The organism is Actinomyces provencensis (assembly GCF_900155435.1).
Lineage (GTDB): Bacteria > Actinomycetota > Actinomycetes > Actinomycetales > Actinomycetaceae > Pauljensenia > Pauljensenia provencensis.
On record NZ_LT700212.1, the window covers coordinates 1,759,837 to 1,781,628 of the forward strand.

Consider the following 21,792-nt stretch of genomic DNA (forward strand, 5'->3'; position numbering starts at 1 on the left):
CCCGCCACGACCCCCTCGACCCCTCCGGCTCCGTCGTCCCTCCTCCTCCCGCTCCCGCGGCGTCATCCGGGACGAGGGCGGCGCCGCCCTCGTCGATGACGGGTCAGGCGCGCGGGCACCCCGGGCGTGGCAACATGGGGACATGAGCGAACCTTCCTCCGAGCCAGCCCTGCCCACCGCCGTCCAGGTGGCACTGGCCAACGTCGTCCACGACATCGAGCTGGCCGCCTCCCGGGCCGGATGGGACCACGCGCCCTCCCTCTACGCCTTGGTCCCCACCAAGGACCTGCTGGAGCAGCACGACGTCCCTGCCGACATCGCCGACCAGCTGCGTCGTGGGTGGGACGGGACGGGGGCGCACCTCTCCGCCATCATCCAGGAGGACCTGCCCGAGGACGACCTGGAGGAGGTGCTCGGACGGCTGGCGTGGCCGGACTCCGTGGCCGGGGCCGCACTGACAGTCGAGCGGATCATCGTTCCCCCCGAGGTCGAGGAGCAGGCGCCCGCGGACCCGGAGGCCGCCGTGGAGTTCATCTCCAACCACCCCGAACGACAGGACGTGCGACTGGCGGCGGGCGTGCTGCGCAGTGGGGAGTCCTGGACGGCGGTGCGGGCCCGCGCCTTCGACCAGGACGACAAGGTCGGCAGCGGGACGAACCTGGTCCCGGGACTCGTCGAGGCCCTGCACGCCTCATTCGCCCCCGTGGACGACACCGCGACGGAGGAAGAGGAACCCGGAGAGCTCTGACCCACCAGGCCCCACACCCGCCCCACCGCCCACCCATCTCGGCGAAGTCCGCTCTGTTCTGACCTCGAGGTCCGCTCTGTTTAGGGCTCGAGGTCCGCTCAGTTCTGACCCCGAAGTCCGCCCTCCTTGCATCGCCCCAGGTGGCGCGGCGTGTCAGCGCAGCCCCCGGAGACCGGCGTTCCGGGACCACTCGCCACGCCGTCAGCCTCCGCAAACCGCGATCCCCGGTGACACCGGACCCAACGCCCCCAGCCCCGGTGCTCCGGACCTGACGTCCCGGGTCCCGGATGGCCGGGGATCCGGTGACGCGCGCCCACTCCTGCGAGACGGGTCACCGGACCACAGCCCTCAGGAGCCGGACTCCAGATCCTCGGCGTCCTGCTCGGTGCACGTCGGCAGCGTGTCGCCCGTGCCCGCGGCGATGGACTCGACGGCGGAGCGCGCCTCGGAGAGGGTCGAGACCTTGACCACGCTCAGCCCGTCGGGGACGTGGCCGACCACCTCGTCACAGTTCGTGCTCGGCGCCAGGAACCACGTGGCACCGTCACGCACGGCGCCCCACATCTTCTGCTGGATCCCACCGATGGGCTCGACCCCGCCGTCGTACGCCAACGCGCCCGTCCCGGCGATCGACTGGCCCCCCGTCATGTCCCCGGGGGTCATGCGGTCGATGATCCCCAGGGCGAACATCATCCCCGCCGAGGGTCCACCGACCTTCTCCAGGTGGATGGTGATGTCGAGGGGCATCTCCACGTCGGCACTGAGGTAGATGCCGAGCTTCGAACCGGTCGTACCGGCCCCGCCCGAGACCGAGGTGATCGTGACGTCCGAGGTCGTTCCGTCCTTCTCCACGGTGACGACGATCCGTGCCCCCACCGGCTGGTCCCTCATCACCGCGAACGGCACCGAGGCCGAGTCCACGGAATGCCTCACACCGTCGGGGGTGGTCAGGGCAACCATGGTCTGGCCCTGTTCGACCTTGTCCTCGGCGTCGGAGCCGGGCACCGCGCCCTCGATGGTCACCGTCCCGGGAACGGTCCACCCCAGTTCCTCCAGTGCGGCGACCCCGGCCGTGGACTGCGAACTCTGCATCTGCGCAGCAGCCGCCTCGTCGAGCTCCTGCTGGGTGACGTCGGAGGGATAGGCCTCGTCGTAGGGGACGATGCGGTCGCGCTCGTTGAACCACGCCTGTGCCAGCTCGATGAAGTTCAGGCGCCTCCCGGGGCCCCCGGTCTCGTAGACGGTCACCATGCGCAGGGCACCCGTCCCGTCACCCGTGCGGCGCACGGGGTCCACCTCGACTGCCTTGCCGGTGTCCGGGTCCGTCCCGGAGATGTCGATCATCGGGGTGTCGTCGGAGGAACCGATGACGTCGAAGGTCGGTCCGGGGCTCTCCACCACGTAGGGCATGGGAAGCACGAACACGGCGGCGAAGAGGCCACCCAGTAGGAGGAACGCCACAGCTGCCCGGACGTAGTGCCTCAGCGCGCCCCGTCGTCGCGGCGTGCCCTCGGCGCCGGGGATCGGCGTCAGGATCGCGTCGGGGACGACGACGGGGTCGGTCCGGGACTGGTCCGGATTCGGGTCGGAGTCGATTCTGGGGTCTTCGTGCACCCGCCCATTGTGACCCCCCGCGGCCCAGTGAGCCCCTGCGGCCCACGACCACCATTGCGCTCTCAGCGCACTCCCACCCTCCTCCCAGCACCAGCTCGCCCGGGGCCAGTAGGCTCGGAACATGAGTGAGCCAGACGACACGAACCGCGGCGGGGACCCCTTCGAGGACTTCCTCCGGCGGATGCTGGGCGACCAGGCCGGCGAGGAGGCCTCGCGAGCCATGCGCGACCAGGGCTTCGATGCCTCCGCGGTCAACCGGATGTTCGCGGATCCCAACCAGATGAACGCCATGCTGGGCCAGTTCCAGTACCTCCTGGGCCGGTCCGACGGCCCCGTCAACTGGCAGATGGTCGAGGACATGGCCAAGCAGCAGGCCTTCCAGAGTGGGGACGACCCCCTCTCCGCGTCCGAGGCCGAACGCGCCCGCCAGGCGATGACCGTCGCGGACCTGTGGCTCGATGCCGTCACCGCCTTCTCCCCGGGCCAGGTCTCCCGCGAGGCGTGGTCACGGGTGGACTGGGTGACCAGAACCCTGCCCATGTGGCGCCGCATCACCGAGCCGGTCGCCGCGAACGTCTCGCGCGCGCTGAGTGACGCCCTGACCTCCCAGTTCGGTGACTCCACGGACGGCACCGGAGTGGCAGGGCTGCCCGAGGGCCTTCCCCCCGAGATGGCGGCCCTCATCGGACGCACCCAGGAGATGATGCCGCGTCTGGCCTCCATGGTCTTCGCCATGCAGATCGGCCAGGCGATGTCCGCCCTGTCCCAGGAGGCCATGGGTTCCACGGACGTCGGTCTGCCCCTGCTGGCCGAGAGCCACACGACTGCCCTGGTCGTGCGCAACGTCGCCGCGTTCGGGGAGGGACTGGAGGTCCCCTTCGACGAACTCCAGCAGTTCATGGCGGTGCGCGAGTGCGCCCACGCCCGTCTCTTCGCCTTAGTCCCCTGGCTGGTCGGCGACCTGCTGCGCGCGGTGGAGTCCTACTCCGCCGAGATCGCCATCGACACCGATGCCATTGCCGAGGCAGCCCGTGGGATGGATCCCACCGACCCCGCCTCCGTGAACGAGGCGATGTCACACGGAGTCTTCGCCCCCGAGCCGACGCAGCGCCAGCGCAACGCCCTGGACCGCCTCGAGACGCTCCTGGCCCTGGTGGAGGGATGGGTGGAGGTCGTCACGGCCCGCGCCGTCGCACCCTACCTGCCCCACGCCGAGCAGCTGCGCGAGATGATGCGTCGCCGCCGCGCTGCCGGAGGGCCGGCCGAGCAGATCCTGGGACAGCTCATCGGTCTCCAGATGCGTCCCCGCCGCGCCCGTGGCGCCGCCAAGGTCTTCGACCTCGTCGAGCAGGCCCAGGGACGCGACGCCCGGGAGGCACTGTGGTCCCACCCCGACCTGGTCCCCACCGCCGAGGAACTGGACTCCCCCGAGGGCTTCCTCGCGGGCAGGGCTGCAGCCGCCGACGAGGACGCCGAGATCGACGCCGCACTCACCGAGCTCCTGGAGGGCACCCTCGGCTGGGCCGAGGGACTGACCCCCGACGTCGATCCCGAGTCCGAGAGCCTGCGCCGCGCCGGGTTCGACATCCCTGACGAGGGCGGGGTCGGGTCCGGGGACAGCAGCGTCGGCAGCGCCAGCCACGCGCCCGGGGACATCGACGAGGGCGACACCGGACCGGACCAGGACCCGACGGACAACGGCTCGGACGAGGACGATGCCGGGTCGGATGAGGACACGCCCGGAAGCGACGACGCGGACTGACCCACCCGTCAGGCGCCCCACCGGGTGTGAGGGCACTGGGACCTGGAGCCCACTCACGCCCGGTGCACGGTGCACGGTGCACGGTGCACGGACAGTCGTTGACGCCCGCCGACGTGCGGTGCACCGGAGTGCGTTCACGCGCCGTCGCATGTCGCGCCCTGTTGACGGCCACCCCCACCGCACCATGCCTGTGGATCCGTCCCACCACCGTGGGTGAACTGTCCACGGTGGGAGCACCCTGCGACGCCTGTGGACGGTCCATCCACAGATGCCCGACCCATCCCTTCCCCGTCCACGGGATCACCGGACAATGGCGCCACGGGTCCCACATCGGTGCCCGTCACCGACGAGGACGGGAGCACTCCATGCGGCTACGCCAGGGCACGGCGGTGATGTGGAGGGAGCCCGGAGTGATCCAGGTCGGGGCGGACCCGGACGACCACCTGGTCCTCGACGACCTGAGCACCCAGGAGGTCTCCTGGCTGATGGCCGCGAGACTGGATGCCGCGCTCATCGGGCCGCTCTCCCCTGCCAGCGCACATGACGTCCGCCTGCCGCCCCTCCCCGCGGGATCCCGTCTCCCCGGGCTCCTGCGCGGCCGGGGATTCCTCCGGACCGACGAACCCCTCGCACACCCACTTCCCGGAGGGGTCCGCCTGGAGGGCATCGACGTGACCACTCTGGCCGCCGCGCAGCTCCTGGTCCGGGTCGGGGTCCGCCGCTTCGACCTCGTCGATCGTCGTCAGGTGGACCTCCCACTCGCGACGGTCCTGCCGACCGGGTCCCTGGGCACACCTCGCCCGACGGCTGCGACGCAGGTCCTCGCAGGGACCAGCGCCCACGTGAGCACAGGACGACTCACCTCCCCTGACGTGGTCATCGTCTCCGCGAACCGCAGCTGCGACCCCTCAACGGCCGGGATGCTCATGGCCGAGGACCAGGAGCACCTCCTCGTCATCCACCGCGAACGTTCGATCACGGTCGGACCCCGCGTGGATCCCGGTAGGACCCCCTGCTCACACTGTGTGGAGCTCCACCTCAGTGACCGCGATCCCCGCTGGCCCTTCGTGATGGAGGAGGCACGCGGCTGTCCACTGCCCGTGCCACCGACTGCCGCCACGCAGGTCGCCGCACTGGAGGTGGCTCGCGCCGCCCTCGGCGCAGCGGGCGCACGGCTGCTGGGAGGGAGCAACCCCTGGGGCTCAGAGCCGTGCGTGGTCCACGTCAGTGGCGACGGCGCGCTCCGAACGGAGATCGTCCGTTCCCATCCGCGCTGCGGGTGCGCCTCCCTGGCAGCGGTGTCCGGACCGGACGCACGGGCGGCCACACATCCGTCCCGGACCGCGCCCTGAAGCCCGGTGACCCGAGCCCTGGAGGCCGGAGCCCAGTTGCACCGGGCCGGGACCACAGATCCCCGTGCCAAGTGCCCGGACCCCAGTGCCCAGTGCCCGGACTGCAGTGCCCAGTGCCCGGACTGCAGTGCCCAGTGCCTCGAGCCCGGACGGAGCCCCGCCCGGAACACCCCGGGGACCTGTGGCGGACCTCAGGGTTCCTCTGCGATGACCTCCACGTCCTCCCCGCGCACGATCGCCAGCACCGCCGCACCGTAGCGGTCGAGCTTGACGGCCCCGATCCCCCGGATCACACCGAGCTGGCGCAAGGTCTTGGGGCGCGCGATCGCGATGTCGCGGAGAGTCTGGTCGGCGAGCACGGTGAATGCCGGTTTCGAGATCGCGCGCGCCACTTCGCCGCGCCACTCCTTGAGGCGCGCGAAGAGCTCAAGCACCTCCGGGGGGTTCTCCTCCTCGAACTCCTGCGCCTTCGCCCGCGCGCGGTGGCGGGGGTTGGAGCCAGCTGATCCCGACCCCGACCTCGACGGACGTGCGGAGGCGACCTCCTCGGGCCAGATGCCGTCCAGGAATCGGCTGCGGGTACGCGAGCCGCGCCCTCGCCCCGCGCCGCGAGCCCGGGACCAGGACAGCTCCAGGTGGTCGCGCGCCCGCGTCACACCGACGTAGAGCAGTCGGCGCTCCTCCTCGCGGGCCTCCGGGGTCTGCGCCATGGAGATCGGCAGGAGCCCCTCGGAGACACCGATGATGAACACCGCGTCCCACTCCAGGCCCTTCGCGGCGTGCAGCGTGGAGAACGTCACCCCGGCCACGGCCGGCGCGGCCTGGGCGACGGAACGCTCCTCCAGCTCACGCACGAACTCCGGCAACGTCAGGACTGACCTCTCCCGTGCGAGTTCCACGAGGGCGTTGAGGTTGTCCCACCGTTCACGCACGGCGCCCGTCCCGGTCGGGGGTTGGGGTGTCCATCCGACCACGGTGACGACCTCCTCGACCCGTTCCCGCAGCCCGGTGTCCTCCACCGGGGAGTCCTCACCGGAGGAGCCGGTGCGCCGGGCCCCCGCCTCCTCCGCAGGGGGCGCCACCCCCTCGGCCACACCACTCGGAGCGCCCTCGGCCCCACCACTCGGAGCGCCGTGGGCTGCGGCGACGGCCTCCCGACGCAGCAGCAGCATGGCGCGCCGGATCTCGTCGCGGTCGAAGAAGCGCGCCCCACTGCGCACCAGGAAGGCGATGCCCGCCTCGGAGAAGGCGGCTTCGAGCGCTTCCGACTGTGAGTTCGTGCGGTAGAGGACGGCAACGGAATGGATGGGAACGCCCTCACCCACGAGTTCCTTGACCCGCGCGGCCACCCCTGCGGCCTCAGCGGTGTCGTCGGGGTACGTGCGGAAGGCGACGCCGGGGCCCATGGGACGCTGGGAGACCAGGTGGACCGCGCCCTCCATGGCGCTCCCGTTCCCGGTCCCACCACCGGGAGCGGCCCGGCCCGCCCTCGTCGAGCGGGCGCGTCCCATGACCTGGTTCGCCACGGCCACCACCTGCGGGGTGGAGCGGTAGTCGCGGTTGAGCTCCACGACATTGGCCCCGGGATGCTTGCGGGGGAACTCGACGAGGTGACGCGGACTCGCGCCGGCGAAGGAGTAGATGGTCTGGGCGACGTCGCCGACCACGCAGATGTCGCGCCTCTCCCCCACCCACAGGTCCAAGAGGTGCTGCTGGAGGGTGGAGACGTCCTGGTACTCGTCCACCACGAAGCTGCGGTACTGGGCGCGCACCTTGCGGGCGACGTCCTCACGTTGCTCCAGGACACCGCACATGAGCAACAGGACATCCTCGAAGTCGATGACCCCTCGGTCCTGCTTGGCGTCCTCGTAGGCGGACATCAGGCGCGCGAAGGCGGCGGCGTCGAGCCCGGCAGGCGGGTCACGGCGCTCGGCACGGACCCGCTCGGCGTAGTGGGCGGCATCCACCATGGAGACCTTCGCCCACTCCACCTCGGAGGCGAGGTCACGCACCGTCGTGCGGTCGGCGCGGATCCCGGTGCGGTTGGCGGCGGCCGCCACCAGGGAGGCCTTGTGCTCCACCAGGCTGGGCAGGTGTCCACCGACCACGCCGGGCCAGAAGAAGGAGAGCTGGCGCAGCGCCGCGGCGTGGAAGGTCCTGGCCTGGGCGTGGGGCACTCCCAGGGAGCGCAGACGCTCCCGCATCTCGGCGGCGGCGCGCGAGGTGAAGGTCACGGCCAGGACGGTGGAGGGGTCCACGGCGCCCGTCGCCGCGGCATAGGCGATGCGGTAGGTGATGGCGCGTGTCTTGCCGGTCCCCGCGCCCGCCAGCACTGCCAACGGACCCGTGACCTGCTGCGCGACACGCCGCTGGTCGGGATCGAGCTGGTCCAGGAGCGCTTCGGGATCGGTGGGGGTCATGCCCGGATTCTCTCAGCTCCCGTGCGCACGTGCCCCATCGCCCGGGACCTGCTGTGGACTGATGGGCATGTGCATCGCTACCGGGGTGGGGGGCGCATCGGGACGTGGAACGCCCATCGACAGCCGGGCCTCTCACCGAGACCGGGCCTCTCACCGAGAGGTGGACTTCTCACCGAACGGTGGGGGTATGGGCCCACCTCTCGGTGAGAAGTCCACCGTTCGACGCACGGTCACCGGGCAGGCGCCACGTGAAGCGGTAGATGGACCGCGCACTCGCGATCCGCCGCTGGCCAGCCGCACCTCTCCCCGGCCAGCCACACCTCTCGCCGGCCAGCCACACCTCTCCCCGGCCAGCCACACCTCTCCCCGGCCAGCCACACCTCTCCCCGGCCAGCCACACCTCTCCCCGGCCAGCCACACCTGGTCCCGGCAGATCAGGCCTGGCGCAGGGGATCGATCCGACGGGGCGACTCCGGCAGGGGACCGCCGTACCACTCCTCGACCATGGCCCGGGCGATGGCCGTGGGCCCCGGGGGCTCCAGCCGCCCGGCCGAGATCTCCTCGCCCAGTTCCTCCCGCGTGAAGAAGCGCGCCCGGTCGATCTCCACCCCGTCGACGTGCACCTCGGCCGCTGATCCCGGCGCGAGGCGCGCGGAGTAGCCGACCATGAGGGACCGGGGGAACGGCCAGGGCTGGGCCCCGAGGAACCTGACCTCCCCGACCTCCAGGCCGACCTCCTCCAGGACCTCACGACGAACCGCCCGGTCGGGTGCCTCCCCCGCCTCCACGAAACCGGCCAGCACCGACCAGAAGCCGGGTCGCCACGCGGAGTTGTGGGCCAGCAGTACGCGGTCCTCCTCGTCGACCACCGCCATGATCACGGCCGGGTCCTGACGGGGGTACTCGATGGTCCCGCAGGCAGGACAGGTCGTGGTCCACCCCGCCGACGTCGTCTCCACCCGGGAGCCGCACCGCTGGCAGAAGGAGGCCTGACGGTGCCACTGCACCAGGGCGACCGCCTCGCAGGCCAGCGCGGACTCGTCGTCGGGCAGCAGGTGGGCGCACCACCGCAGGTTCGCCCAGGTGGTCCCGGGCCTCTCCACGGGATCCGCGACCCGCACGGCCACGTGCACCACACCGTCACGTGTGCGACCGATGAGCATCGCCGCGTTCGTCCCCTCCGCGAGCGCCACCGCGGCCCGCGGCTCGGGGTGCCACAGGGAGACCGTCCCGTCCCCGTGACCGTGCCCGGCCCCCAGCGCACCACGCCGCGGGTCGGGGTCGCCCTCGTCCGCGGGGATGGTGGCGAAGGGGGTGTCGGCGTCGGCTCGCACGGCGGCCCCCTCCCGACGCACCGCGGTGTGCCCGCCGGTGGGGGCGAGCACGGCGAGGCGGCCCGTGGGGTCCAGGAGGAAGGCGCTCACCCCGGTGACCGGGCCCTCGACGACGCCGTCCAGTGCGACAGGTCCCTCCAGGAGGAGGGTGAGCGGGTCGACGGTCTCGCGGGCGGTGGGGACGGAGTCGAGGATGCCCCTCGAGAGGGGAAGAGTCATGCCCATGTGCCCACGGTATCTGCCCCGCGCTACGGTGGTCACCATGACTTCAACCACCACACGCGCCGATGGGCGCGCCCTCGACCAGCTCCGTCCCGTCTCCGTCACCCGCGGCTGGGCGGGCTCCGGCGAGGGGTCCGTGCTCATCGAGGCGGGCAACACCCGCGTGCTCTGCGTCGCCTCCTTCACCGAGGGCGTGCCGCGTTGGCGCAAGGGCTCCGGGGAGGGCTGGGTGACGGCGGAGTACGCAATGCTGCCGCGTGCGACCTCCCAGCGCTCCCAGCGCGAGTCCGTCAAGGGCAAGATCGGCGGTCGCACGCAGGAGATCTCGCGTCTCATCGGGCGTTCCCTGCGGGCCGTCGTCGACGTCGCCGCGCTCGGGGAGAACACGATCGTCCTGGACTGCGACGTGCTGCGGGCCGACGGTGGCACCCGCACCGCGTCGGTGACGGGGGCCTACATCGCACTCGCCGACGCCCTCTCCTGGGCCCGGGAGCGCCACATCATCCGTGAGCGCACCGGACACCCCGTGCTCTCCGACTCGGTGTCCGCCATCTCCGTGGGCATCATCGACGGGACCCCGATGCTGGACCTGCCCTATGTGGAGGACGTGCGCGCCCAGACCGACATGAATGTCGTCCAGACGGGGTCCGGGCGTTTCGTGGAGGTCCAGGGCACCGCCGAGCACGCCCCCTTCGACCGCGACGAGCTGGGCATCCTGCTGGACCTGGCTGCCACGGGCAATGCGCAGCTCACCGAGCTGCAGGACCGCGCGCTGGCGTCCGAGGTCGGTACCACCGTCACGCTGGGGCAGGAGTGAACGTGGGCGGCACACGCGGGGAGGGCACGGGCATCGACGAGGGCGCCCGCCTCGTCTTCGCGACCTCCAACCCCCACAAGATCACCGAACTTGAGGCGATCCTCGAGCCCCTGCTCGAGGGGTTCACCCCCGGCACGATCGCGCGCATGGACGAGTTCCCCGTGGAGTCCCCCGTCGAGGACGGCGCCAGTTTCGAGGAGAACTCCCTGATCAAGGCCCGTGCCCTGTGCCGGGCCACCGGCCTGGCGGCGGTGGCGGACGACTCGGGGCTCTGTGTGGACATCATGGGGGGCTCTCCCGGCATCTTCTCCGCGCGCTGGTGCGGCCACCACGGGGACGACGTCGCGAACCTCGACCTCCTGCTGGCCCAGATCAGTGACGTGCCCGACAGGCTGCGCGGAGCCTCTTTCGTCTCCGCCGCGGTGCTGGTGCTGCCCGACGGTCAGGAGTTCGTCGAGCTCGGGCGCGTCATGGGGACCCTACTGCGGGAACGCCGTGGCGAGGGCGGATTCGGCTACGACCCGGTCTTCGTGCCGGAGGGGTCGACGCTGACGACCGCCGAGATGTCACCCGAGCAGAAGAACGCGATCAGCCACAGGGGCATCGCCTTCCGCGCGCTCGCCCCACACATCGTGGAGGCCCTGGGCGGCGCGAAGGTGTCCTGAGGATCCGCGGCATCGTTCCCACCGCCAGCGCCCGGCGCCTGCCCCGCGTGGTGCACCGTGCCCGTGGCGTGTCCGTGCACTGTGGCTGCGGTGCGCTGCAGTGCGGGCGTCAACGCCCCAGCGCGGGCTCCTCGGCGGGGACGCCGCCGCTCCCACGGAGGTGGTGCAGGGCGGCGACACGGACCCGCATGCCAGCCATGCGCTCCGCGAGCCCGGTCCACTCGTCACGCAGCCTGAGGACCAGACGGTCACGCACCCGCCACGTCATGCGCACACCGATGACGATGAAGATCAGGTTCGTGACCACTGACGGCCACGCCCTCGTCACCAGGCAGGCCACCGCCAGCAACGCGCACGCCACCATGTTCAGGGCGTGGTAGCGCAGGGAGTCGGGCGCCACGCGCTGCGTGGAGACGGTCCAGTAGGCGAGCAGGGAACACACCGCGCCGACCCATCCCAGGACCATCGCAGCGGCAGAGAGTGACCACATCACGAGGCATATCGTGCCCACCACCCTGCTACAGTGCAATAGAAGCATTCTTCAGAACTACTGAAGCAATACTTCATGCGCCGAGGGTGCCCCGGCGTGCCCCAACTCCATCCCTGACCACACCCCTGACCGCACCCCCTGTCGGCCGCACCCGGGCCGACCCCGGCGACCCCGAGACCCTGGGAGGACCCACCCGTGCACATCGACCCGCGCCGGCTGCCCGTCCTGCTCGCCGTGCGCCGTGAGGGTGGCATCGTCGCCGCCGCCGACGTCCTGGGGGTCTCCCCCTCCGCCGTCTCCCAGCAGGTCCAGCGCCTCGAGGACGAGGTCGGACTGGAACTCATCGAGCGCACACCCACCGGGGCCGTCCTCACCCCCGCCGGACACGTGCTCGCCGGTGGGGCGGAGCGCATCGAGGCGGAACTGACCGACACCACGCAGGCACTGCGCCCCTTCACCGGCCAGGTCACCGGTGTCGTCACCATCGGTTCCTTCCAGACCTTGCTGCGCGCGGTGCTCATTCCCTTCCTCGCCGATCTCGCGCACGTCCTGCCCGGGATCGAGTTGCGTCTGGTCGAGACCGACGAGATCCCCGGCATGGCGGCGCTGCGCTCGGGGCGCTTCGACATCCTCACCCTGGAGCGCGACGAGTCCCCGGGAGGCGCTCCCCGTGGCTTCACCGACACGGCGTTCTTCGACGAGCCCTGGGTCCTCGCCACACCGACAGCCGCCCCACCCATCGGCTCCGAGCGCGACCTCGCCCCGCTGCACTGGCTGCGGGTCCTGCCGGGCACGGCGGGAGCTCACGCGATGGCGCGCATCACAGCGGGGATCCCGGAGCCCGAGTTCGCCGAGGACTCCTACATCAACTACGGGGTCGCCCTGTCCCTGGTCGCTGCGGGACGCGGGTCGACCGTGCTCCCCCGCCTCGCCCTCGTCGACGTGCCCCTCGAGGGCGTACGGGTCACGCCGCTCCCGGGACTGGGGGTGCGCCGCCTGCTCATCCGCCACCGGACCCACGCAGCCGATCCCGCGACGCCGGGTGGGCAGGTCATCCAGCGCCTGGTCCAGTGGGTGGCGGACCACCCCTTCAGCGAGGGCGTCCCCGCCTGATCACGCTCTCCGGATCGGGCGTCCCCACCCGGTCACGGGTCGGAGGACCACCCTCAGACCAGGTACTCCTGGCCCGCACGGGCGATGTCGAGGGGACCGGACCAGGTGGTGCGGGCGTCAGCCGCGACCTCCCCGGGATCCGTCCAGGGCTGGATGTGGGTGAGCACGACCCGGCCGACGCCCGCCTCCGTGGCGGTGGCGCCGGCGCGTGCACCCGTCATGTGGATGCCTCGCACCTCTTCACACGAGGTGAAGCCCGCCTCGGAGAGCAGGAGGTCCACCCCGCTGGCACCGCGGGTGATCGTGTCGCACTGGTCGGTGTCGCCGGTGTAGAAGAGGGAGCTGCGCCCCTGCCCCTCCCGCACGTGGGTGCCCTCCGCGGGGGCGGTCTCCGAGGGGCCCTCGACACGGATGCCGAAGCCCGGCACCGAGTGCCAGGCCGTGGCTGGCGTCAGGGTCATCGGGCCGATCTCCAGGGGCACGCCTGCCTCCAGGGTGTGCACGGTGAACTCGCCCTCGTACGTCTCCTCCGCCCCCACGCCGTCGACCTGGCGCACCCGGTCCAGCAGCCCCGTCGGGCCGGCCATGGTGATGGGGTCCGACCCCCGTGCGGGGCCCCAGCGGCGGTGGACGTGCAGGGAGATGACGTCACCGACGTGGTCGGCATGGCAGTGGGAGAAGATGACCGCGTCGATGTCGCGCGGGTCGAGGTGCGTCCACAGCTGGCCGAAGGAACCCGGCCCCAGGTCCATGACCACGTTCCACGTCCGACCCGCACCCGTGCGCGGGTCCACGCCCTCGGCCTGGACCAGGTAGCAGGAGGCCGCTGATCCCGGGCCCGACATGGACCCCGTGCAGCCCACGACGCGCAACCTCATGCCGACACGCCCGTCTCCTCGAGAGGGACCTCGACGGCGTCGTGGACCTCGGGCCCCAGGAAGCGCCGCGCGAGCCTGGCGAAGGTGTCGGGCCCCCCGGTCGTGAGGAACTCGTGGTGGGGTGACCCGTCGAGGCCACGGGGCTCGTGGAGCAGGTCGCGGTCGACCATCTCGTTGTAGGTGGCATTGGCGGTGGCCTCCGAGGAGGTCACCAGGGAGACGCCCTCGCCCATGACACGCCCGATGACGCCTGTGAGCAGCGGGTAGTGGGTGCAACCCAGGATGAGCGTGTCGACGCCGGCCTCGCGCAGGGGCGCCAGGTAGCCGCGCGCCACCCGCTCCAGCTCGGGGCCCGTGGTGATGCCCGCCTCGACGAACTCCACGAAACGGGGGCAGGCCTGCTGGACGACCGTGAGGCCGGGCACGGCGGCGAGGGCGTTGACATAGGCCTCGGACTGGATGGTCGCCTCGGTGCCGATGATCCCGATGCGCCGGTTGCGGGTCGTGACCACTGCGGCGCGGGCGGCGGGGGTGATGACCTCGATCACCGGGATGTGGGCGTCGATCCAGTAACGCTCGCGCGCATCCGACAGGGCGGCGGCAGTGGCCGTGTTGCAGGCGATGACCAGTACCTTCACGCCGCGTGACGCCAGCTCGTCGAGTCCTGCGAGCGCCAGTTGGCGGACCTCGGCGATGGGGCGCGGGCCGTAGGGGGTGTGGGCGGTGTCGCCCAGGTAGACGATCTGCTCGTCGGGGAGCTTGTCGATGATGGCGCGCGCGACCGTGAGGCCCCCCAGCCCGGAGTCGAAGATCCCGATCGGCGCGTTGTCCATGCTTGGGACACTAGTGCGCGGGAGCTTCCTCCCGCATGGCTCGCAGCAGTGAATCCTGCCACCACGTCACCGCGACATAGAGGCGGCTGACGAGGGCGAGGCCCGGGTCCGTCCCCTCCGAGCGGGCCTGGTCCCAGACCCGCTCGGCGTCTCCCTCGGCCTCGATTCCCAGCTCACCGGCCAGTGCGAGGCGGACGTCGTTGAGTGCTGCCAGCCAGTCCCACACGGCCGCGCGGGACACGAGCACTCCACCCCCCACCTCCCACTGGGCGCCGCGCAGGTCCTGTCGCAGTCGGCGCAGACGTGCGGACTTCTCGGAACGCAGGAAGTCCTCGGTGAGGGCGCGCAGCTCCGCGGCCTCGGGCTCGTCGGCGCTCATGGGGGGCAGGAGGTTGTCGAGGGCGGGGTCGCCGGGCTCCGGACGGGAGTCCTCGAAGCCCGTCGTGGCACGCACCAGTGACGTCAGGTCACTGGGTTCGTCCAGTACCGCCAGGATCTCCCCGACGAGGCGGTCGAGCATGTTCGAGTCGTCCCGGTCCAGTTCCGCGCGGAAGCCCTGGGGGGTCGCGCGGAACTCCCCGATCATCCGGCCCTCTCCAGGGTCGCGTGGAGTCCGTAGGAGTGCATGGCGAGGACGTCGGCCTCCATGCGCTCCCGGGTGCCCCGGGACACGATGGCGCGCCCGAGGTGGTGGATCTCCAGCATCAGCGCGTGCGCGACACTGCGTCGGTAGCCGAAATGCCTGCTGAGGACCTCGGTGACGTAGTCCATGAGGTTGACGGCGTCGTCCCACACGACCGTGTGCCATTCGGGCACGTCGGACGCGGAGGGGCTCGCCTGCTCGGTCGGAGCAGGCGACGGGCTGGCGGGCATGGGATCAGCGTAGGCATGTCGGCACGACCGGGGTGTGACTTTCGGGCCCACCACTGTGGTCAGGATCGCTAAGTTTGTCCCATGCCTGCTTCCATCTCCACTGCACTCCTCACCGACATGTACGAGCTCACCATGCTCGACGCGGCCCTCCACGACGGGATGGCCCAGCGCTGTACCGTCTTCGAGGTCTTCGGACGCCGACTTCCTGCCACCCGTCGCTACGGCGTCGTGGCCGGGACGGGTCGCATCCTGGAGGCCCTGGAGCGATTCGAGTTCTCCCAGGACCAGATCGACTGGCTCCACGCCCAGCGCATCGTCTCCGACGAGGCCCTCGACTTCCTCAAGGACTTCCGGTTCGGTGGGGACATCGACGGCTACGCGGAGGGGGAGTGCTACTTCGAGGGTTCTCCGCTGCTGACCGTGTCGGGGACGTTCGCCGAGTGTGTCCTGCTGGAGACGCTGGCGCTGTCGGTGCTCAACCACGACTGCGCCGTCGCCTCGGCCGCGTCACGGATGACGATCGCCGCCCACGGGCGACCCTGCATGGACATGGGCGCGAGGCGGACCCACGAGCGTGCCGCCGTCTCGGCCGCGCGCGCAGCTGTCATCGGCGGGTTCCTCGGGACCTCCGACCTGGAGGCCGGCAAGCGGTACGACATCCCGACGATCGGCACCGCCGCCCACGCCTTCACCCTGCTCCACGACACCGAGGCCGAGGCGTTCGCCGCCCAGATCGAGCTGCTGGGGACGGGCACGACACTGCTGGTGGACACGTACGACATCCCCACCGCCGTACGCAGCGCGGTCGAGGCCGCCCGCGCCGCCGGGGGTGAGCTGGGGGCGGTCCGCCTGGACTCCGGCGACCTGGTGGCCCTGGCCTTCAAGGTGCGCGGCCAGCTGGACTCCATGGGTGCGACCTCCACGAAGATCACGGTCACCAACGACCTCGACGAGTACGCCATCGCGGCCCTGGGCGCGGCACCCATCGATTCCTACGGTGTGGGGACACGCCTGGTCACCGGTTCGGGCGTTCCCACGGCCGCCCTCGTCTACAAGATGGTGGAGCGCGAGGACGCCGAGGGCACGATGCGCGGTGTCGCCAAGAAGTCGGCCTCCAAGAGCACCGTGGCCGGGCGCAAGTACGCCGGGCGTGTCATCGGCGAGGACGGCTACGCAGAGGAGGAACTGCTGGTTGCCGGTGGTTCTGCCGAGGACGCGGGCCGGATCCTGGCCGCTGTCGGCGCACGCCCCCTGCAGGTGTCACTGGTCCGCGACGGGCACATCGACGCCTCCGCCTGGGGGCGCGAGGCGTTGGCCCACGCCCAGGAGCACCACGTCCGCTCCCGCAACGAGCTCCCCTACCAGGCATGGCGACTCTCCGAGGGTGAGCCCGCCATCCCGACCCACTACCGCACGGCCGACTGACCCCACCCCCACCGCGAAGTCCGCTCAGTTCTGACCTCGAAGTCCGCTCTGTTCTCGGGTCGAAGTCCGCTCTGTTCGATGCGTGAAGTCCGCTCTGTTCGGGGCTTGAAGTCCGCTCAGTTCGTGCCTCGAAGTCCGCTCTGTTCCAAGGGTGAGGTCCGTCCTCGTGAGCCGGCAGCCGACGTCGCCCACCAGCTTCCGCAGTAGGTGGTTTCCGCGGTCCCGGCGAACCGACGGACCTCGCTCGATGTCGACTCGGAGCCCGGCCGTCCTCGATCGTGGCCGTCCTCGATCGTGGCCGGCAAGGACGGGCAGACCGCGAGCCCGGAGGTGAGCGGACCTCAAGCCCCGAACAGAGCGGACTGATATGGGGGTGTGTGCTGTCAAGTGGGCATGGTGAGGCGCCGCCCGGCACTGGTTGTGGGGCGGCGCCTCGGTCGTCGGGGTGGGGCCTTGTGGGGTGGGGTGTGTCCGTTGGTGGACGGTGTGGTCACTCTGATATTCGCGGGCGCGGCGTGTCTGAGTAAATTGACCAGTTCGCGGGTTCAAATACCCTCATCGGTGCTGGTGTTGTTGGTGTGATTGTGTCGTGTTTGTCGTCTGGTGGCAATGCGGGCTTCTCGGGCTCGTTTGAGGCCGTCTTGTCTGGCCTTGCGGATGGCGGGTCCGCGCCCTTCGTGTTCCTCCTGGGGGGTGACGTAGCCGATGGACTCGTGGAGGCGCACGGTGTTGTAGTGGACGCACAGGTGGTCGAGTTCAGCGCGTAGGGCACCGGGATCGGCGATGGCGTCAAGGTGGGGGTTCTCGGCCTTGAGGTGGCCGAAGAACGACTCGATCCAGGCCTGGTCGTTGGGGGTGCCGGGGCGGCCGAAGTGTTGCCCGATGCGGGCGGCGGCCATGAACCTCGCCGTGGCAGAGGACGTCATCTGGGGCCCGTTGTCAGACACTGCCAGCAGGACTGGCACACTGCCCGTCCCGTCGTCTTCGACGTCGATGTCAGGGTCAGGGACGTGTCCTTGGGCCAGTTCCACTGCAAAGGCGTCATCGGCGAGCAGCCAGGCCTTCCCATCACAGTGGAGTGCGTCGATGAAGGCGGCCTCGACCTGGGTGCTGGTCTCTTCCACACTCAGGTTCAACGCCAGGCACTTCTTGGACACCACGTCCACCACAGCGATCGCACACCACCCGGGCAGGCCCGAGAAGTGCGTGAAGTCGTAGACCCAGATGACGCCGGGGACCAGTTGGGCCCAGTCGGGGAACGCCTTGCGTTCACGTGGAGTGGGCCTGGGGAGGCCGGGCAGGCGCACCCCCGCCTCGGTCAGGACCCGCAACACGGAGGATTCGGACACGTAGACCACATCGAGGCGGGAACCTCGATGGGCGAGCTTGCGGTGGGAGAGGTCGACGCGCTCCCACTGCCCGGCCAGGGCCACGATCGCCTCCTTCTCCCACTCCAAGAGCGCGTGGAGGACTTCTCCGGCCACTGGGCCAGCTGGCTGGTCCTCCAAGGAGACACCACGATCCAGGCGTTCCTGCCAGGCCAGTACCCGGGAGTGGTTGATCCCCAGCCACACACACGCCTGACGCAGCGAGAACCCCGCCCCAGCCGCATCTGAGACCAGGTCAAGCAGTGCCTGCTTGGCCGGACCCCCCAGCCGAGTGGGGACCGGCCCGGCCATCAGTCCCACCCGTCTTTTCCCTCGATCAAGTGCAGGCGCNAGAACAGAGCGGACTTCGCCGTCGGGGGGGGTTAGTGGGCCGTGAGCTTGAGGCCGGCGACGCAGGCGACCAGACCCACCAGGAGGAGGATCCGCACCACGCTCACCGCCTCCGCACCGGTGGCCATGGCCCACGCAGCTGTCGTGGCCGCGCCGACGCCGACCCAGACCGCGTAGCCGGTGCCCACGGGGATGCCGCGCAGGGCCCACGCCAGTCCACCCATGGACACGACGAGGGCCGCTGCGAAGACGAGTGCCGGGAGTGGGCGGGAGAGACCCTCACTGCGGGCCAGGGCCGTCGCCCAGACGGCCTCGAAGAGACCGGAGACGACGAGGACGATCCAACGGGTGTGCACGGTGGCACCTCCTCGGGGCCGTCCCCACATGAGGTGCGCCGCCCGGGTCGTCCCGGGGGCGGGGCACGACCGTACCTCGACCCACCGGATGGACCCCGGTCAGACGCGTCCCACGAACCACTCTCTCAACAGCGCGATGCGCGCGTCAATCTGCTGCACCGTCGCCTGGGCGACCTCCGGACCCCCGGTGCGCTGGCGCAGACGGGTGTGGATGACCGCGTGGGAGTCCCCTGACCTGCGCGACCAGGAGGAGACCAGTCGTTGCAACTCCTTGCGCCGGGCCGCGCGCAGTCGGTGCTCGGAGATCCCCGCATTGGCTTCCCGCTGCCGGGCGGCTTCCACGGCACGACTGTGCTGGCGGTCCTGATCGGCCGCGCGCGCACGCAGCAGGGTCGTCACCTGGTCGGGTTCCAGCAGCCCGGGAATGCCCAGGTACTCCTGTTCCTCGACGGAGCCGACCTCGGCCCCGCTCCCCCAGGCCGCACCGTCGAAGAGCACAGCGTCGAACTCCGCGTCCGCCCCCAGCGCCTCGAAGCCGGGCAGCAGGTCCGAGGACGCCTGCTCACTGCGGTTGGCCTGCGCGACGAGCGCATCCTCGGGGTTGTACAGGTCCCCCTCGGCGTCGGCGTGGACCGGCCGGTCCAGGGCATGGTCGCGTTCGACCTCCATCTGCCCGGCCAGGTCCAGCAGCGGCAGCACGGAGGGGATGAAGACCGTCGCCGTCTCCCCCCGCCTGCGGGCGCGCACGAAACGTCCCACGGCCTGGGCGAAGAACAGCGAGGTCGAGGTGTTGGTCGCGTAGACCCCCACGGCCAGGCGCGGAATGTCCACGCCCTCGGACACCATGCGCACGGCCACCATCCAGCGGTCCTTGGACTCCCGGAACCCGTCGATGCGTTCCGAGGCGTCCGCATCGTCGGAGAGCACCACGGTGGCGCCCTGCCCGGAGATGGCCCGCAGGTGACGGGCATAGGCGCGCGCCTGCGTCTGGTCCGAGGCGATGACGAGTCCGCCGGCATCGGGGACCTGGCGGCGCACCTCGGAGAGTCGCTGGTCGGCGGCACGCAGCACCGAGGGGATCCACTCCCCCTTGGGATCCAGCGCGGTACGCCACGCCTGCTTCATCATGTCCTTGGTGAGTGGTTCCCCCAGCCGGGCGCTGAACTGCTCCCCCGCCGAGGTCCGCCAGGACATGTTCCCCGAGTAGGACATGAACAGGACGGGGCGCACGACCCCGTCGTGCAGCGCATCGCCGTACCCATAGACGTAGTCCGCGCGCGAACGCCGCACCCCTTCCTCGTCCTCCTCGTAGCGCACGAAGGGGATCGGGCTGGTGTCGGAGCGGAAGGGTGTGCCCGTCAGTGACAGCCGCCGGGTGGCCTCGCCGAAGGCCTCCCCGATCCCGTCACCCCAGGACAACGCGTCCCCTGCGTGGTGGATCTCGTCGAGGATGACGAGGGTCGGGTTCGCCCTCGTCCGTGCGGAGTGCACGGACGGATTGGCGGCGACCTGCGCATAGGTGACGGCCACGCCGTCGAAGTGTGCGCCAGCGCGTCCCTGGGAGTTCGAGAACGCCGGGTCCAGGTGGATGCCGACCCGTGCCGCGGCGTCCGCCCACTGGCCCTTGAGGTGCTCGGTGGGGCACACGACCGTCACCTTGGACACGATGCCGCGACCCAGCAGCTCCACCGCGACGCGCAACGCGAAGGTGGTCTTGCCGGCGCCCGGGGTGGCGACCGCGAGGAAGTCCCGCGGCTCGCGTTCCAGGTAGGTCTCGAGTGCGGCCGCCTGCCACGCGCGCAGGCTCCCCGCGGTTCCCCAGGCGGCGCGCCGGGGGAAGGCGGGTGAGAGCTGCTCGGCAGCTGCCGTCGAGACTCGTGCGGGTCGGGCCGTCCGGCCGTCTCCGCCGCGGCTCACTTGTCGGACCCTCCCGACCCGCCGTCGGAGAAGGGCCAGTTGCGCCCGTTCCTGCCCATGCCGTCGCGCAGCGCCTTGCAACGGGGGCACACGGGGTAACGCGAGGCGTCGCGCGAGGGGATCCAGACCTTGCCGCACAGGGCGACCACCGGCTGACCGGTGACCATGGAGGAGTCCGCGCGGTCCTTGCGCACGAAGTGGGCGAAGCGGTCACCGTCGCCCGGCGACTTGCGCTCCTCCTCCTCGGTCCGCTCCAGCAGCCCGGTGGCCGACTCGGGGTCGGCGGAGGCGCCGCCCGGGGACTGGGGGGACTCGGGTCCGCGTGGTTCGTCCAGTGCTCGCATGGCGCCCATTGTAGGTGGGGCGTACGAGGGCGGCTCCGCTGCGTGCCGGATCGGTGGCGTGCACAATCCCACGCTGCTTCCACCGAGGGGCGAACACCCGGCTCCGCACCCCGGGCAGCCCGGGTTCAGGCGAGCTCGCCCTCGCGCTGCCAGACCTCGCGGTAGTAGTCGGCCAGGGTCAGCTCGGAGGCAGCGGACTCGTCGAGGAGGACGAGGGCGTCCGGGTGGAACTGGATGAGCGTGGCGGGCCACAGGGCGGAGACGCCGCCCTCGAGCATCTCGCGGACAGCTGTCGCCTTGCCGGCACCGGTCGCGATGAGGACCAGGCTGCGGGCCTCCATGATCGTTCCCAGCCCCTGCGTCAGGCAGCGGGTGGGGACGGCCTCGGGGTCACCGTCGAAGAAGCGGGCGTTGTCCCGGCGGGTACGCTGGGTGAGGACACCGACGTGGGTGCGCGATGCCAGCGAACCGCCGGGCTCGTTGAAGGCGAGGTGGCCGTCCCCTCCGATGCCGAGGACCTGCAGGTCGATGCCGCCGGCGTCACGGATTGCGGCGTCATAGCGCGCGGCCTCGGCAGGGAGGTCGGGGGCGTTGCCGTCGGGTCCGTTGACCGCCCCCGGGGCGAAGTCCACCCGGTCCACGAAGTCGCGGTGGATGACGCTGCGATAGGCCTCGGGGTGGCCCTCGGGCAGGCCGACGTATTCATCGAGGGTGAAGGCCCGGGCCCGAGCGAAGCTGAGGCGCCCGGCCTCGGTGCGGGCCGCGAGCTCGTCGTAGAGCGGCAACGGGGAGGAGCCCGTCGCCAGGCCCACGACGGCAGTGGGCCTGCGGGTGAGCAGCCGCTCGAAGCTGTCGGCCGCGACGCTGGCGATGGCGGTGGTGTCGGGAAGGATGGCGACCTTCATGTGGAC

The 21,792-nt window shown here is 71.1% G+C and carries 20 protein-coding genes; 7 read left to right on the plus strand and 13 right to left on the minus strand.

The features are described from left to right. The first annotated feature begins 142 nt into the window (after positions 1–142). Complete coding sequence (locus BQ9890_RS07770; protein WP_075890599.1) at positions 143–748, plus strand: PPA1309 family protein; 606 nt, start codon at positions 143–145, stop codon at positions 746–748. 348 nt (positions 749–1,096) lie between these two features. Here the strand turns inward: BQ9890_RS07770 and BQ9890_RS07775 are convergent, their stop codons facing one another. Next, on the minus strand, positions 1,097–2,362 hold the full coding sequence (locus BQ9890_RS07775) for a YlbL family protein (RefSeq protein ID WP_230297876.1): 1,266 nt from the start codon (positions 2,360–2,362) through the stop codon (positions 1,097–1,099). Positions 2,363–2,483: 121 nt separating this feature from the next. Here BQ9890_RS07775 and BQ9890_RS07780 point away from each other — a divergent pair, with 121 nt between their 5' ends. Beyond that, positions 2,484–4,124, plus strand: coding sequence for a zinc-dependent metalloprotease (locus tag BQ9890_RS07780; RefSeq protein WP_075890601.1), 1,641 nt, complete (start codon positions 2,484–2,486; stop codon positions 4,122–4,124). Between the two features lie 410 nt (positions 4,125–4,534). Further along, positions 4,535–5,476 (plus strand): hypothetical protein, encoded by a 942-nt coding sequence (locus BQ9890_RS15650; RefSeq protein WP_154671906.1) that lies wholly within the window; start codon positions 4,535–4,537, stop codon positions 5,474–5,476. Positions 5,477–5,667: 191 nt separating this feature from the next. On the opposite strand, the gene BQ9890_RS07790 is transcribed toward BQ9890_RS15650, so the two are convergent. Further along, positions 5,668–7,896, minus strand: coding sequence for an ATP-dependent helicase (locus BQ9890_RS07790; protein WP_075890605.1), 2,229 nt, complete (start codon positions 7,894–7,896; stop codon positions 5,668–5,670). Positions 7,897–8,330: 434 nt separating this feature from the next. After that, positions 8,331–9,455 (minus strand): NAD(+) diphosphatase, encoded by a 1,125-nt coding sequence (gene nudC / locus BQ9890_RS07795; RefSeq protein WP_230297877.1) that lies wholly within the window; start codon positions 9,453–9,455, stop codon positions 8,331–8,333. 37 nt (positions 9,456–9,492) lie between these two features. On the opposite strand from nudC, the gene rph reads away from it, so the two are divergent. Both rph and rdgB read left to right on the plus strand, forming a co-directional pair. Further along, entirely contained in the window at positions 9,493–10,269 is a 777-nt protein-coding gene (rph, locus tag BQ9890_RS07800; RefSeq protein ID WP_075892910.1) for a ribonuclease PH, read from the plus strand. Between the two features lie 2 nt (positions 10,270–10,271). After that, positions 10,272–10,934, plus strand: coding sequence for an RdgB/HAM1 family non-canonical purine NTP pyrophosphatase (gene rdgB, locus BQ9890_RS07805; RefSeq protein WP_230297878.1), 663 nt, complete (start codon positions 10,272–10,274; stop codon positions 10,932–10,934). A 109-nt stretch (positions 10,935–11,043) separates the two neighbouring features. Here the strand turns inward: rdgB and BQ9890_RS07810 are convergent, their stop codons facing one another. Further along, the gene (locus BQ9890_RS07810; RefSeq protein ID WP_230298015.1) at positions 11,044–11,424 is read right to left on the minus strand and encodes a CBU_0592 family membrane protein; all 381 of its coding nucleotides are present in this window, start codon (positions 11,422–11,424) and stop codon (positions 11,044–11,046) included. 195 nt (positions 11,425–11,619) lie between these two features. Here BQ9890_RS07810 and BQ9890_RS07815 point away from each other — a divergent pair, with 195 nt between their 5' ends. After that, entirely contained in the window at positions 11,620–12,537 is a 918-nt protein-coding gene (locus tag BQ9890_RS07815; RefSeq protein WP_075890609.1) for a LysR family transcriptional regulator, read from the plus strand. 53 nt (positions 12,538–12,590) lie between these two features. On the opposite strand, the gene BQ9890_RS07820 is transcribed toward BQ9890_RS07815, so the two are convergent. Genes BQ9890_RS07820 through clpS form a run of 4 tightly spaced genes read right to left on the minus strand, consistent with a single transcriptional unit; the run spans position 12,591 to position 15,121 of the window. Continuing rightward, positions 12,591–13,415, minus strand: coding sequence for an MBL fold metallo-hydrolase (locus BQ9890_RS07820; protein ID WP_075890611.1), 825 nt, complete (start codon positions 13,413–13,415; stop codon positions 12,591–12,593). After that, positions 13,412–14,248 carry a glutamate racemase gene (gene murI, locus BQ9890_RS07825; RefSeq protein ID WP_075890613.1) on the minus strand — a complete coding sequence of 279 codons (837 nt, stop codon included), beginning with the start codon at positions 14,246–14,248 and terminating at the stop codon, positions 13,412–13,414. Before murI ends, BQ9890_RS07820 begins: the two co-directional genes overlap by 4 nt. Positions 14,249–14,258: 10 nt before the next feature. Further along, a complete protein-coding gene (locus tag BQ9890_RS07830) occupies positions 14,259–14,834 on the minus strand; it encodes a DUF2017 family protein (protein WP_075890615.1) in 576 nt (191 codons plus the stop codon). Continuing rightward, positions 14,831–15,121: an ATP-dependent Clp protease adapter ClpS gene (gene clpS, locus BQ9890_RS07835; RefSeq protein ID WP_075890617.1), complete on the minus strand. Its 291-nt coding sequence runs from the start codon at positions 15,119–15,121 to the stop codon at positions 14,831–14,833. Before clpS ends, BQ9890_RS07830 begins: the two co-directional genes overlap by 4 nt. An 81-nt stretch (positions 15,122–15,202) precedes the next feature. Between clpS and BQ9890_RS07840 the strand changes: the two genes are divergently transcribed. After that, on the plus strand, positions 15,203–16,546 hold the full coding sequence (locus tag BQ9890_RS07840) for a nicotinate phosphoribosyltransferase (protein ID WP_075890619.1): 1,344 nt from the start codon (positions 15,203–15,205) through the stop codon (positions 16,544–16,546). A gap of 545 nt (positions 16,547–17,091) precedes the next feature. Here BQ9890_RS07840 and BQ9890_RS07845 read toward each other — a convergent pair. The 5 genes from BQ9890_RS07845 to nagB form a co-directional block, all read right to left on the minus strand. Further along, entirely contained in the window at positions 17,092–18,225 is a 1,134-nt protein-coding gene (locus BQ9890_RS07845) for an integrase core domain-containing protein (RefSeq protein WP_078062541.1), read from the minus strand. 71 nt (positions 18,226–18,296) lie between these two features. Then, positions 18,297–18,620, minus strand: coding sequence for a DMT family transporter (locus BQ9890_RS07850; protein WP_230297879.1), 324 nt, complete (start codon positions 18,618–18,620; stop codon positions 18,297–18,299). A 99-nt stretch (positions 18,621–18,719) separates the two neighbouring features. After that, complete coding sequence (locus tag BQ9890_RS07855; RefSeq protein WP_078062325.1) at positions 18,720–20,537, minus strand: DEAD/DEAH box helicase; 1,818 nt, start codon at positions 20,535–20,537, stop codon at positions 18,720–18,722. Further along, a complete protein-coding gene (locus BQ9890_RS07860; RefSeq protein ID WP_396142368.1) occupies positions 20,534–20,890 on the minus strand; it encodes a DUF3039 domain-containing protein in 357 nt (118 codons plus the stop codon). Before BQ9890_RS07860 ends, BQ9890_RS07855 begins: the two co-directional genes overlap by 4 nt. A gap of 116 nt (positions 20,891–21,006) precedes the next feature. After that, positions 21,007–21,786 (minus strand): glucosamine-6-phosphate deaminase, encoded by a 780-nt coding sequence (nagB, locus tag BQ9890_RS07865; RefSeq protein ID WP_075890624.1) that lies wholly within the window; start codon positions 21,784–21,786, stop codon positions 21,007–21,009. Positions 21,787–21,792 lie beyond the last annotated feature (6 nt).

What these genes read in the sequence shown, in the direction of transcription:
- rph (WP_075892910.1), top strand. Translation starts at nt 9,493, where the DNA reads ATGACTTCAACCACCACACGCGCCGATGGGCGCGCCCTCGACCAGCTC.
- nudC (WP_230297877.1), bottom strand. Translation starts at nt 9,455, where the DNA reads ATGGGCATGACTCTTCCCCTCTCGAGGGGCATCCTCGACTCCGTCCCC.
- BQ9890_RS07810 (WP_230298015.1), bottom strand. Translation starts at nt 11,424, where the DNA reads ATGTGGTCACTCTCTGCCGCTGCGATGGTCCTGGGATGGGTCGGCGCG.
- nagB (WP_075890624.1), bottom strand. Translation starts at nt 21,786, where the DNA reads ATGAAGGTCGCCATCCTTCCCGACACCACCGCCATCGCCAGCGTCGCG.
- clpS (WP_075890617.1), bottom strand. Translation starts at nt 15,121, where the DNA reads ATGCCCGCCAGCCCGTCGCCTGCTCCGACCGAGCAGGCGAGCCCCTCC.
- BQ9890_RS07840 (WP_075890619.1), top strand. Translation starts at nt 15,203, where the DNA reads ATGCCTGCTTCCATCTCCACTGCACTCCTCACCGACATGTACGAGCTC.
- BQ9890_RS07770 (WP_075890599.1), top strand. Translation starts at nt 143, where the DNA reads ATGAGCGAACCTTCCTCCGAGCCAGCCCTGCCCACCGCCGTCCAGGTG.
- murI (WP_075890613.1), bottom strand. Translation starts at nt 14,248, where the DNA reads ATGGACAACGCGCCGATCGGGATCTTCGACTCCGGGCTGGGGGGCCTC.
- BQ9890_RS07790 (WP_075890605.1), bottom strand. Translation starts at nt 7,896, where the DNA reads ATGACCCCCACCGATCCCGAAGCGCTCCTGGACCAGCTCGATCCCGAC.
- BQ9890_RS07830 (WP_075890615.1), bottom strand. Translation starts at nt 14,834, where the DNA reads ATGATCGGGGAGTTCCGCGCGACCCCCCAGGGCTTCCGCGCGGAACTG.
- BQ9890_RS07780 (WP_075890601.1), top strand. Translation starts at nt 2,484, where the DNA reads ATGAGTGAGCCAGACGACACGAACCGCGGCGGGGACCCCTTCGAGGAC.
- BQ9890_RS07860 (WP_396142368.1), bottom strand. Translation starts at nt 20,890, where the DNA reads ATGGGCGCCATGCGAGCACTGGACGAACCACGCGGACCCGAGTCCCCC.
- BQ9890_RS07820 (WP_075890611.1), bottom strand. Translation starts at nt 13,415, where the DNA reads ATGAGGTTGCGCGTCGTGGGCTGCACGGGGTCCATGTCGGGCCCGGGA.
- BQ9890_RS07845 (WP_078062541.1), bottom strand. Translation starts at nt 18,225, where the DNA reads ATGGCCGGGCCGGTCCCCACTCGGCTGGGGGGTCCGGCCAAGCAGGCA.